The sequence below is a fragment of the Achromobacter sp. UMC46 genome, assembly GCF_014170335.1.
In the GTDB taxonomy this organism is placed as follows: Bacteria; Pseudomonadota; Gammaproteobacteria; order Burkholderiales; family Burkholderiaceae_B; genus Achromobacter.
The window spans coordinates 277,126-289,265 of record NZ_LZZS01000004.1 but is presented as its reverse complement, the minus strand read 5'-3'; the positions used below and the strand labels follow the sequence as shown (position 1 = coordinate 289,265).

11 protein-coding genes and 1 pseudogene are annotated in these 12,140 nt (G+C 68.5%); 11 read left to right on the top strand and 1 reads right to left on the bottom strand.

The annotated features are described in order from the left end of the window. The first annotated feature begins 131 nt into the window (after positions 1 to 131). From A9973_RS04230 to A9973_RS04185, 10 genes and pseudogenes are all read left to right on the top strand, one after another. Positions 132 to 860, top strand: a complete 729-nt coding sequence (locus A9973_RS04230) for a Crp/Fnr family transcriptional regulator (protein ID WP_183012518.1) — start codon at positions 132 to 134, stop codon at positions 858 to 860. Positions 861 to 883: 23 nt separating this feature from the next. Beyond that, entirely contained in the window at positions 884 to 1,606 is a 723-nt protein-coding gene (locus A9973_RS04225) for a Crp/Fnr family transcriptional regulator (protein WP_370539439.1), read from the top strand. 51 nt (positions 1,607 to 1,657) lie between these two features. Further along, positions 1,658 to 1,882: pseudogene (locus A9973_RS31055) on the top strand (TetR/AcrR family transcriptional regulator); the annotation flags it as partial. A gap of 161 nt (positions 1,883 to 2,043) precedes the next feature. Then, positions 2,044 to 4,353 (top strand): molybdopterin-dependent oxidoreductase, encoded by a 2,310-nt coding sequence (locus A9973_RS04215; protein WP_183012517.1) that lies wholly within the window; start codon positions 2,044 to 2,046, stop codon positions 4,351 to 4,353. Positions 4,354 to 4,504: 151 nt separating this feature from the next. Further along, on the top strand, positions 4,505 to 5,983 hold the full coding sequence (locus tag A9973_RS04210) for an ABC transporter substrate-binding protein (RefSeq protein ID WP_183012516.1): 1,479 nt from the start codon (positions 4,505 to 4,507) through the stop codon (positions 5,981 to 5,983). Beyond that, positions 5,970 to 6,917 (top strand): ABC transporter permease, encoded by a 948-nt coding sequence (locus A9973_RS04205; RefSeq protein ID WP_370539438.1) that lies wholly within the window; start codon positions 5,970 to 5,972, stop codon positions 6,915 to 6,917. The genes A9973_RS04210 and A9973_RS04205 overlap by 14 nt, the downstream gene beginning before the upstream one ends. Next, a complete protein-coding gene (locus tag A9973_RS04200; RefSeq protein ID WP_255469015.1) occupies positions 6,914 to 7,858 on the top strand; it encodes an ABC transporter permease in 945 nt (314 codons plus the stop codon). Before A9973_RS04205 ends, A9973_RS04200 begins: the two co-directional genes overlap by 4 nt. Then, a complete protein-coding gene (locus tag A9973_RS04195) occupies positions 7,855 to 8,847 on the top strand; it encodes an ABC transporter ATP-binding protein (RefSeq protein WP_183012515.1) in 993 nt (330 codons plus the stop codon). Before A9973_RS04200 ends, A9973_RS04195 begins: the two co-directional genes overlap by 4 nt. Beyond that, positions 8,840 to 9,841 carry an ABC transporter ATP-binding protein gene (locus tag A9973_RS04190; protein ID WP_255469014.1) on the top strand — a complete coding sequence of 334 codons (1,002 nt, stop codon included), beginning with the start codon at positions 8,840 to 8,842 and terminating at the stop codon, positions 9,839 to 9,841. Before A9973_RS04195 ends, A9973_RS04190 begins: the two co-directional genes overlap by 8 nt. 40 nt (positions 9,842 to 9,881) lie before the next feature. After that, positions 9,882 to 10,349, top strand: coding sequence for a ketosteroid isomerase (locus A9973_RS04185; protein WP_183012514.1), 468 nt, complete (start codon positions 9,882 to 9,884; stop codon positions 10,347 to 10,349). Between the two features lie 11 nt (positions 10,350 to 10,360). Here A9973_RS04185 and A9973_RS04180 read toward each other — a convergent pair whose 3' ends face one another. Beyond that, entirely contained in the window at positions 10,361 to 11,329 is a 969-nt protein-coding gene (locus A9973_RS04180; RefSeq protein ID WP_183012513.1) for an alpha/beta hydrolase, read from the bottom strand. Between the two features lie 182 nt (positions 11,330 to 11,511). On the opposite strand from A9973_RS04180, the gene A9973_RS04175 reads away from it, so the two are divergent. Further along, a complete protein-coding gene (locus A9973_RS04175; RefSeq protein ID WP_183012512.1) occupies positions 11,512 to 12,093 on the top strand; it encodes a DUF4202 domain-containing protein in 582 nt (193 codons plus the stop codon). The last annotated feature ends 47 nt before the right edge of the window (positions 12,094 to 12,140 follow it).

The window sequence follows — 12,140 nt, the reverse complement described above, 5'->3', positions numbered from 1 at the left end:
AGCACTCTGTTCGGCAGCGCACCAAGCGCCTGCCGATTACCCTTGCCGAGCGGGTAAGGCCTGTCGGAGCGCCTTCGGATTGCGCCCGCCCGAGTCGCGGGACCGCATTAGGCTTGTTGCAGGGAGCCGTCATGCCTGACTCGCACGATCCCACCCAGAACCATCTGCTGGCGGCATTGCCCCCAGACGAGCAGGACCGCCTGTTTCCGCAGCTTGAACACGTCGCGATGCCGCTGGGCAAGGCGCTCTACGAACCCGGCGGGCGCATGCGGCACGTCTGCTTCCCGGTAGACAGCATCGTGTCGCTGCTGTGCGTCATGGAAGACGGCGCGTCGACCGAGATCGCGGTGGTGGGCAACGAGGGCATCGTCGGCATCTCGCTGTTCATGGGCGGGGAAACCACGCCCAGCCGCGCCATCGTGCAAAGCGCCGGCTCGGCCTACCAATTGAAGGGGCAGGCGCTGAAAGACGAATTCGACCGGGGCGGCGCCATGCAGCATCTGCTGCTGCGCTACACCCAGGCACTGCTGACGCAGATGGCGCAGACGGCCGTGTGCAACCGGCACCACTCGCTGGACCAGCAGCTCTGCCGTTGGTTGCTGCTTAGCCTGGACCGCCTGCAATCCAGCGAGATCGTGATGACGCAGGAGCTGATCGCCAACATGCTGGGCGTGCGGCGCGAGGGGGTGACCGAGGCCGCCGGGCATTTGCAGGCGGCGGGGCTGATCCGCTACCGCCGCGGCCATATCCTGGTGACCGATCGCCCCGGGCTTGAGGCGCGTGTTTGCGAGTGCTACACCGTGGTCCGCCAGGAGTACGAGCGTCTGCTCAGCCGGCGTGTCGAGGCCGTCCGCGCATAACCCAAGCGAACCGGAAACTGATCGTGCCACCTACCCGATCCGCGTTTGACGATATGCCCAACCGCCTGCTGCAGGCCTTGCCGGGGCCCGAACGCGCGAGGCTGCTGGGGCGCTTCGAAGCCGTGGAACTGGCGTTCGGCGAATGCCTGCTGCAACCGGGAGGGAACATGCGCGACGTCTACTTCCCGACCCGCAGCTATATCTCGCTGATTCTGCCGTTGGCGCGGGGCGCGTCGCTTGAAGTCGGGCTGATCGGCAACGAAGGGATGTGGAGCGTGGACGTGCCGTTGGGCACCGACACGTCGCAATTGCGGGTGGTGGTGCAGGGCGGGGGGATCGCCCTGCGCATGCGCGCAGACCGCTTCCGGCAGGAACTCGGCAGCAGCCAGGCGTTGCGCCAGTTGATCAACGGCTACACCGTCGTCGTGCTGCAGCAACTGGCGCAGACGGCGGCCTGCATGCATTCCCATCTGGTCGAGGGCCGTCTGGCGCGCTGGCTGCTGATGACGCAGGACCGCGCCCACGCCGACCATTTCCACCTGACCCACGAGTATCTGGCGCATATGCTGGGCGTGCGCCGCGTGGGCGTCACGGTGGCGGCGTCGGCGTTGCAGCAACGCAAGCTGATCGCGTACCACCGGGGCAACATCGCGGTGCTGGACCGCCCGGGCCTTGAATCGGCCGCCTGCGACTGCTACGCGGCGGACCAGCTGAGCTACGCCCGGATCAACGGGTCGCCCCGGTAGCCGCCCTGCGCCGCGCCGCGTTCCCTTAGACTGGGCGTCTTCGCCAGCCGCCTGGAATGCTTCAATGAGATCGACCCGCGCCAACGCTCCGCAGCCGGTTGTTCCGCAGCCGGCTTCCGAGCCGCGTCCGCCTCGGACCCACCCGCCGAGGTGCGGCTTGAGGAACTGATGGCCGCCGCCGAAAAACTGTTTTTGGCCAACGGCGTGGAAGCCACCACCATCAGCAGCATCGTGGAAGAGGCCAAGGTGGCCAAGGGCACGTTCTACCATTACTTCGCGCATGCTGGGCGGGGCTGCGCGCCGCCCATAGCAGTCTGGGTTATGTGGTTATGCCGAATTGATCGGCTGGCGCGCCGGGCTTTCTTGCCATAATCCGCCTCTTGTTCAGGGGCCGGCCGCGCCGTGATGCGGCACGGGCCGCCCGTAAAGGATTCCGCATGGCCGAAGTTGCCGGCACGCCGACCCGCAGCCGCCACCCCTCGCTGGCGCACTGGGGCGCCTTCACCGCCGTGGTCGAACAGGGCCGGGTCGTCGCCTGCGAACCGTTCGGGGCGGATAGGGCGCCGTCCGCCATGCTGGGTTCGATCGCGGAGATGCTGCATTCGCCCTTGCGGATCCAGCGTCCGTCCGTGCGCAAGGGCTGGTTGGCAGGCAACCGGGACCGCGAAGGCGACGAGTACGTGGAAGTGTCATGGGAACACGCGCTGGACCTGGTGGCGGGGGAACTCGCCCGGGTACGCGGGCAGTCCGGCCCAGCCGGCATCTTCGGCGGCTCTTACGGCTGGTCGTCGGCCGGGCGCGTGCATCATGCGCGCAGCCTGATCCGGCGCTTCCTGTTCCAGGGCGGCGGTTGCGTGGACCAGGTGGGCAACTACAGCTGGGGCGCGGCGCAGTTCCTGTTGCCGCACGTGATCGGCACCACCAGCCCGGTCAGCGGCGACGTGACCGATTGGGAAAGCGTGCTGGGACATACCCGCGTCATCGTGGCGTTTGGCGGCATCCCGGTCAAGAACAGCCAGGTGACGTCCGGCGGCGCCGGCCTGCACAACCTGCCGGGTTGGCTCGCGCGGGCCCAGGCCGCCGGCATCCGCCTGGTCGTGATCAGCCCGACGCGGGCAGACATCCCCGACGGCGTGGCCGCGGACTGGATACCCGTGCGGCCCAACACCGACACGGCGATGATGCTGGGGATGGCCCACACGCTGCTGTCTGAGAATCGCTACGACAGGGCGTTCCTGGACACGCATTGCAAGGGATTCGACACCTGGGCCGCGTATTTGACCGGCGCCGCCGACGGCCAGCCCAAAGACGCGTGCTGGGCGGCCGGCATCACGGGCGTGCCCGCCGAGACCATCGCCGCGCTGGCGCGCAGCATCGCGAACCAGCGCAGTCTGCTGACGGCGGCGTGGTCGCTGCAACGCGCGCAACATGGCGAACAACCGTATTGGGCGGTGATCGGCCTGGCGGCGATGGTCGGCCAGATCGGGCTGCCCGGAGGCGGTTTCGCCTTCGGGCACGCATCGTTGAATGGTGTCGGGCAGCCGCGCCGGCAGGTGCCGGGGCCCGAAGTGCCGGTGCCGAAGAACCCCGCGCAGCTCGCCATTCCGGTCGCGCGCATTACGGACATGCTGCTGTCGCCGGGCGCCGAATACGATTTCAACGGCGCGCGGCACCGCTATCCCGACGTGAAGCTGGTCTATTGGGCGGGCGGCAATCCGTTCCATCACCATCAGGACCAGAACCGCTTCCGGCAGGCATGGCGCAAGCCCGAAACGGTGATCGTGCACGAATCCTGGTGGACGCCGCTGGCGCGTCGCGCCGACATCGTGCTGCCGGCCACGACGTCGCTGGAACGTTGCGACGTCGGCGGGTCGACGCGCGATCCCTATGTGTTCGCGATGCACCGGGCCGTGGCGCCGCAAGGCGAAGCCCGCAACGACTTCGACATCTTCGCCGAGCTGGCGCGGCGGGCCGGCTTTTACGAGGCGTTCACGGCCGGGCGCGACGAAATGGGCTGGTGCCGCCACGTGTACGAGGGCATGCGCGGGGGCTGCGCCGAGAAGGGCGTGGCGTTGCCGCCGTTCGATGAATTCTGGGCGCGGGGATACGCCGAACTGCCGCCGCCCGACACGCAATATGTGTTGTTCGACGCCTTCCGGCGCGACCCTGCGGCGCATCCGCTGCGCACGCCTTCGGGCAAGATCGAGCTGCATTCGGAGGTGGTGGCCGGGTTCGGCTACGCGGACTGCCCGGGGCATCCCGTGTGGCTGGCGCCGTCGGAGTGGCTGGGCGCCCGCGCGGCGGACCAGTGGCCGCTGCACCTGTTGACGAATCAGCCGCGCCACCGCTTGCACAGCCAGCTGGATCCGGCGGCCTTGTCGCGCGAGGGCAAGATACAGGGCTGCGAACCCATCGCCATGCATCCCGACGATGCCGCCGCGCGGCAGATCCGGGACGGCGACCGGGTGCGCGTGTTCAACGGGCGCGGCGGCTGCCTGGCCGGCGTGAAACTCGACAGCGGGCTGATGCCCGGTGTGGTGGTGATGGCCACCGGCGCCTGGTCGGATCCGGACGGCGATCTGGACCGGCACGGCAACCCGAACACGTTGACGGCCGACATCGGCACGTCGCGGCTGGCGCAAGGGCCCAGCGCGCAGACGGCGCTGGTGCAGGTCGAGCGGCACCGTGCGCCGGCCGTCGCGCACCGCGCTTGGGAAAGCCCGGCCATTTCGCCCCGCGCCTTATGACTTTTGACGGCAGTAACGGCCGCGTCAACGATTTCCCGCGCATATGATTACAACGGCACGTTCTGATTTCTAGCGGCAAACTCCGGATTCCTTATTTACCGACTGCGACATCGTGCCCCGTTGCGCATGTCCCTTTGATCCGGAGTGCGCAATGAGCCGTAAACGCTATGTAGGCCTGGTCCTGTCCGCGTCTGTTTTCACCGCGGCCCACGCGGCCGACATCACCCTGGCGCTGGGCACCGAACCATCCACGCTCGACCCGCAGACGGCGCAGGACGGCTCCGAGCGCGCCGTGTCGCGCAATATCTTCGAAACGTTGCTGACGCGCACGCCCAAGGGCGAACTCGTGCCGCAGCTGGCCGTGGCGCTGCCGCGCCAGACCGGCGCCGACGCCTGGGAAGTGACGCTTCGCCCGAACCTCAAGTTCAGCGATGGCCAGGCCCTTGACGCCGCGGCCGTGGCCGCCAGCATCAACCGCATCGTCGACCCCAAGACCGCGTCGCGCCAGCGCCCGTTCTTCCTGGGCATCAAAAGCGCCGAGGCCGTGGACCCCGTGACGGTGCGCGTGCTGACCAACGGCGCGGACCCCGCCTTGCCGGCGCGCCTGTCGTGGCTGACCATCGTGTCGCCCGCGGCGGCGGCCGACGGCAGCCTGGGCCAGAAGCCCGTAGGCAGCGGCCCCTATGTCCTGACGGAATGGGCCAAGGGCAACCGCATCGTGCTGTCGCGCAATCCGAATTACTGGAACCCCTCGGCGGTGGGCAATGTGGACCGCGCCACCTACCGTTTCGTTGCCGAGCCCGGTACGCGCCTGTCGGGCCTGCGCGCCGGAGACTTCGACTTCATCACCAACGTGCTGCCCGAGGACACCAAGCGGGTCGCCAAGGCCGTAACCCTGCAGGGCACTGACCTGCCGTTCGTGTCGCTGAACGCCTTGAAGGGGCTGACCCGCGACGTGCGCGTGCGCCAGGCGCTGAACTATGCCGTGGACAAGGAGTCGCTGGCCAAGGACCTGTACGGCGGCTATGCGACGGTGTCGCACGGTCAGCTGCTGGCTCCGGGCTGGTTCGGCTACGACGCCAGCATCCAGCCGTATCCGTATGACCCCGCGCGCGCCACCGAGTTGCTGAAGGCCGCGGGCGTTTACGGCAAGACCATCGACCTGTACGCGCCGTCCGGCCGCTGGCTCAAGGACAAGGAACTGGCAGAGACCATCGCCGCCTATTGGGAAGCCGCCGGCTTGAAGGTCAATTTCCGCGTGCTGGCCTGGGCCGAGTACCTGGAGGCGATCAACAAGAACCGCGTGCCGACGGAAGCGCAGATCAGCAGCAGCCATTCGAACCAGCTGCTGGACGCCGACCGCACGCTTAGCGCCTACTACGCCGAGGGCGGAGTGGCGGCGGCCAACGACAATGCGGAACTCAAGGGCCTGATCGAACAGGCGCGCCAGGAGGCCGATCCGGCCAAGCGCCAGGCGCTGTACTCCAAGGCGCTGAAGATCGGCCGCGACGAGGCCTATCTGGTGTTCCTGCTGGAAGGCGGCGAGATCTTCGGCCTGTCCAAGCGCATCGATTTTTCGCCGCGCGTCGACGGCCTGATTCCGGTGAAGGACATCCGTGTCGTCGAGTAATGCCGCCGGGCGCGGCTTGCCGCGCTTTTTGCTGGGCCGCCTGGCGCAGGGCCTGCTGGTCGTGCTGGGCGTGACCACCATCGTGTTCATCGTGACGCGTCTGGTGGGCGATCCCGTCCAGGCGATGCTGCCGGTGGACGCGTCCGCGGCCGATCGCGCCGTGCTGGCGCAGGCGCTGGGGATGGACGGCCCGATCTGGGCGCAGTACCTGCATTACCTGCGCGACATCGCCTTGTTCGATTTCGGCGATTCCATCTGGCAGCAACGCCCTGCGATGGACATCGTGCTGGAACGGCTGCCCAGCACGCTGACGCTGTGCGCCGGCGCGTTGGGGCTGGCCATTCTGGCGGGCGTGCCGCTGGGCATCGTGGCCGCGCTGCGTCCGGGGCAGTGGGCCGATCGGATTTCGGTGGTGCTGAGCCTGGCCGGCCTGTCGTTGCCGCAGTTCTGGCTGGGCTTGCTCTTGATCCTGCTGTTTGCGGTGACGCTCAACTGGCTGCCGTCTTCGGGCGCCGAGGCGCCGGGCAGCGGCGTGCTGCCGATGCTGACGCTGGCGTTGCCCGCGCTGGGCCGCATCGCCATGATGCTGCGGTCGGCGCTGATCGACGAATTGAATTCGCTGTATGTGCGCACGGCGCGGGCCAAGGGGCTGCGGTCGGGCCGCATCGTGCTGGTGCACGCGTTGCGCAATGCCGCCGTGCCCACGGTGGCGCTGCTGGGCTGGGAGTTCGCCGGCATGCTGGCCGGCCACACCGTGGTGGTTGAAACCGTGTTCGCCTGGCCCGGGCTGGGCCAGACCGCGGTCCAGGCCATCGAGCGCCAGGACCTGGTGCTGCTGCAAGCCGTCGTGTTCTTCATCGCGTTCCTGATCGTGATCATCAATTTCTGTCTGGACATCCTGTACCGGCTCCTGGATCGGAGGATCGCGGTATGAGCGCGGTTCCCGCATGGATGGGCGACGCGGCCGATGCGCCGCCGACCGCCGCGCCGCGAGGCTGGCGCGCGCTGTCCGACCGGCAGCGCGGCTGGGTGCTGGCCGCGTCGCTGCTGGCCCTGCTGGCGGCCGTGGCGATCGTGTTGCCCTGGCTGGCGCCGTACGACCCGGCGGCGATCAAGCTGTCCGCCCGGCTGCGTCCGCCGGTCTGGGAGGCGCGCGGCGCCTGGACCAACGTGCTGGGCACCGACAACCTGGGCCGCGACGTGCTCAGCCGCATCCTGCACGGAGCGCGGCTGTCGATCCTGATCGGCGCGGCGGTGGTGGCGGTTTCCGCCACCTTCGGCGTGCTGGTCGGACTGGTGGCGGGCTTTGCCAGCGGCCGCATGGACGCGGCGTTGATGCGCTGGGTCGACGTGCACGTGGCGTTTCCCGGGCTGCTGCTGTCCCTGGTGATCCTGGTGATCCTGGGGCCGGGCGCCGGCACCGTGATCCTGGCGCTGGCGCTGAACGGCTGGATGGTCTACGCGCGGCAGATCCGCAGCGTGGTGCTGTCGGTGCGCCAGCTTCCCTACATCGAAAGCGCTGAAATGGCGGGCGCGCGCGCCGGCCGCATCCTGTTTCGGCACATCTTGCCCAATCTTGCCGCGCCGCTCATCACCCTGATGGTGCTGGAGTTCGCCCGCGTGGTGCTGGCGGAAGCCGCCTTGTCGTTCCTGGGCGTGGGCGTGCAGCCGCCGGCGGTGTCGTGGGGGCTGGATGTGGCCAATGGCCGCAACTACCTGACCAGCGCGTGGTGGCTGGCCACGTTCCCCGGCCTGTCCATCGCCTTGACCGTGCTGATCGTCAACGTGGCGGCCAGCCGGTTGCGGCTGGCGCTGGATCCGCACGAGCGCGAAAAGGACTTCGCCCGCCGGCTGATTGCGAAGGTGCGCCGATGAGCCGCGCGCCCTTGCTTAGCGTGCGCGGCCTGAGCGTCGAATTCCTGACCCGCCACGGCACCGTGGCCGCCGTCGATGCGGTGTCGTTCGACCTGCATGCCGGCGAGACCCTGGCCCTGGTGGGCGAAAGCGGCTCGGGCAAAAGCGCCTGTGCGCTGGCCCTGATGGGCCTGACCACGCTGCCCGGCCGGGTGGCCGGGGGCCAGGTCCTGTTCGAAGGGCAGGACTTGCTGGCCGCGCCGCCCCGGGTGCTGGAAGACCTGCGCGGCAACCGCATCGCCATGGTGTTCCAGGATCCCATGAGCGCGCTGAACCCGTTGTTGCCCATCGGCACGCAGATCGACGAGGTGCTGGCGCGCCACGGCGCGCTGGATCGGAAGCCGCGCCGCGCCCGCATCATTGAATTGCTGGGCCAGGTCGGCATTCCGAAGCCGGCCGAGCGCCTGGACCGCCTGCCGCATGAATTTTCAGGCGGACAGCGCCAACGCATCCTGATCGCCATGGCGCTGGCGTGCGACCCGCAGATCCTGATCGCCGACGAGCCCACGACGGCGCTGGACGTGACCATCCAGGCGCAGATACTGGAGCTGCTGGCCGAGTTGAAGCAGCGGCTGGGTCTGGCGATGCTGCTGGTGACCCACGATCTGGGCGTGGTGGCCAAGGTGGCCGACCGTGTGGCCGTCATGTACGCCGGCCGCCTGGTCGAACTGGCGGACGCCGACGCATTATTCGCCGGCCCCGCGCATCCCTACACCGCGGGTTTGCTGCGCGCCACGCCGCGCCTGACCGATACGCGCCGCCGCATGATCGCCATCGACGGCGCGCCGCCCGATCTGCGCGTGCGCCGCAGCCATTGCGACTTCGCGCCGCGTTGTCCCGGCGCCGATGCGGCGTGCGCGCAACGGCCGGCCTTGCGCGATATCGGCGATGGCCGCCTGGCCGCCTGCGTGCGGCCGTCGACGCCTGTCTGGATGCAAGACCATGAGTGATTCATCCCCGCTGTTGCAAGCGCGCGACCTTCGCGTGCATTACCCCGTGCGGTCGGCGGGCTGGTTCGGCAAACCCGTGCTGGCGCGCGCCGTGGATGGCGTGTCGCTGGAACTGGCGCGCGGCGAAACGCTAGGCCTGGTCGGCGAGTCCGGTTCGGGCAAGACCACACTGGGCCGCGCGGTGCTGCGCCGTACGCCGCTGACGGCGGGTTCCATCCATTTCAAGGGCGAAGACATCACGCATGCCGGCAAGTCGCAGCTGCGTGAGCTGCGCCGGCATATGCAATTGGTGTTCCAGGACCCGTCCACCAGCCTGAACCCGCGCCACACCGTGTTCGAGGCGATTGCCGAACCGCTGATTGTGCACGGCTGGCGGGCGGGCCGCGACGCCTTGCGCCAACGGGTCGCCGAACTGATCGGCCAGGTCGGCCTGCCGGCCGACGCCGCCGCACGCTATCCGCATGCCTTTTCGGGCGGGCAGCGCCAGCGCGTGGGCATTGCGCGCGCGCTGGCGATCCGGCCGGACCTGATCGTGGCGGACGAACCCGTGTCGGCGCTGGACGTGTCGGTGCGCGCCCAGATCATCAACCTGTTCCAGGACTTGCAGCAAGAGCTGGGCCTGTCGTTCCTGCTGATCGCCCACGATCTGGCGGTGGTGCGGCACGTGTCGCATCGCATCGCCATCATGTACGCGGGGCAGGTGGTTGAAACCGGGTCGCGCGACGATATCTACGACCGTCCTCGGCACCCGTACACGCGGGCCTTGCTGGCGGCGGTGCCCGAGCCCGAGCGCGGCGCGTCCTCCAGACAGGCGTTTGCCGCCGCCGCCGGCGAGCCGCCCAGCCCGATGTCGCCGCCCTCGGGCTGCCGATACCACCCGCGTTGCCCGCAGGCAGCCGACCGCTGCCGCCTGGCCGCGCCGCCGCTGGAGACGCGCGCCCCGGGCCATGCGGTGGCCTGCTGGTTCGCCGACCCCATTCCTGCTACACCTTGATCCGCTTCCCGAATTCATGACCCTTAATGGAGACACCTTCATGCCTGTGCAAGCCCTAGCTCCTGTCGACCCCGCTGACGCCGCCGCCGTGCGCGCCTGGTTCAAGGAACTGTCCGACCACGTGCAAGCCGTGGACTACGCGGCCGCCCGCCACCTGTTCGCCGACGATTTCGTCGCCTTCGGCACTTATACGAATTTCGTCAGCGGCCGCGAACATGCGGAAAAGACGCAGTGGCGCAATGTCTGGTTCACGATCGATGATTTCGTTTGGCGCCTGGACGACGTGCAGAACTTCGTGTCGCCCGACCGCCTGTTCGCCGTGGGCCTGGCGGTGTGGGATTCGACCGGCTACCACCCGGACGGCAAGCCGTTCGAGCGCGTCGGCCGCGCCACCGTGTCGTTTGCGCGCGACGCGGTGGGCGAGCCGTGGGTGGCCACGCATACGCACATGTCGCTGTTCCGCGATACGCCCAGCGTGTCGCACGGCAACAAGCCGGCGCGCAGCTGAGCGCGGGTCTGCTACGCCGCCAGATTGCGCTTGAGCGCCTGGACGAGGTCGGTCCTGGCTTCTTGCGCCTGGGGCAGCAGGCGCGTCATGCCGATGAAACTGTGCGGCACGCCGGAGTACACGATGAAGTTCGGCGCGGCGCCGGCGGCGAACAGCTTGTTGGCCAGGTCCAGCGTGTCGTCCAGCAAGGGGTCCAGGGCGGCCGCTTGCAAGATCAGCGGGGGCAGGCCGGCCACGTCCCCGTGCAGGGGCGCGACGCCGGGATCCGTCAGTTGGGCGGCATCCGTGACGTATTGGCGCCAGAACCAGTCGAGCTTTTCCGTCGACAGCCCGAAGCGCCCGTCGCCAAACGATTCGTGCGAAGCCGTATCGCGGCGGGCCGACAGCATGCCGTAGATCACCACGCCGGTCTTGATGAACGCGTCGCCTTCGTCGCGCAGCCGCTGCAACGCGGCCAGCGTCAGGTTGCCGCCGGCCGATTCGCCGCCCACCGACAGGCGCTGCGCATCCAGGCCTAGCGATGGGGCCTGGTCGCGCAGCCAGCGCAGCGCGCCCAGGACTTGTTCCAGCGCCACCGGGTAGCGGGCTTCGGGCGACAGCGCGTAAGACAGGCCGGCGGTCACGATGCCGGCGTCGGCCGCGATTTCTCGCTTCCAGCGGTCCAGCGTGTCCAGGTCGCCGTGCGCGAAACCGCCGCCGTGCAGATGCAGGTACAGCGGCAGCGGCGCCTTGGACGCGCCTTCCGGGTAGTACAGGCGCAACGTCGCGGGCACCGGCAGGTGATCCAGCCGGTGTTCGACCACCCGGCCCACGGGCGGGGCGGGCTGGCTCAGCCATTGCTGATACGCGCGGCTTTTCTCGCGGGTTTCGGCAAGCGGCGTGGTCAGCACATTGGGCGTGCCGACGCCGTGCTGCTTGGCCAGCGCTTGCGCGGCCAGGACGTCGGCGGCCAGGGTAGGGGTGGAGGAGGCGTTGCTCATAGGGATTCCAGTGCTCGCAACCCGTCAGTATGACGCGCTTGGCCGTACTCGGCTAAATAAGCGCTAGGCATATTGATCCAACTTCGCCGGGATGGGCAGGCCGTCCGAGCGCTATGATGATTTCGGTTCCGGCCGCACCCGGACTTCCGCCGGCCACCGGCGCCTTCTTGGATACGCTACGCATGGATGACCGTCTACAACAGACGCTGCTTCGGTTCGACCAGTACAACGGCGCCGACCCCAATCTGTTTTCGTGGCAGGGAGAAACCTGTCCCCAGGAATTGTTCCTGGCGCAGAAGCTGCACGGGTGGGTGCTGAAACTGGCGCCGGATGCGCCTGAGCCGCTGATCCTCGCGTCGCGTTGCCAGCACATCGGGCGGTGGGAGATCGCCAGGAAGTCCTACCCCGAAGGGCGCATCGGCTACCTGACCTGGCGCAAGGCGCTGGCGCGGCATCACGCGGGCATCGCGCAAGACATTTTGCGCGATGCGGGCTACCCGCAGGACGTGATCGAGCGGGTGGCGGCGATCGTCATGAAGCAGGGCATCAAGCAGGACGCCGATGTGCAGACGATGGAAAACGCGTTGTGCCTGGTGTTCCTGCAATTCCAATACGAAGATTTCCATCCCGCCCACGGCGAGAAGATCGTCGATATCTTGAAGAAGTCGCTGCTGAAGATGGACGCGGCCGGCCATCAGTGGGCGTTGACGCTGCCGTATTCGCCGGCAGGGATGGCGCATATCGACAAGGCGCTGGCGGCCTGACGCGGGGTCGGCCGCGCACGTGCAAATCCGGCCTGCGGCGAGAGCCG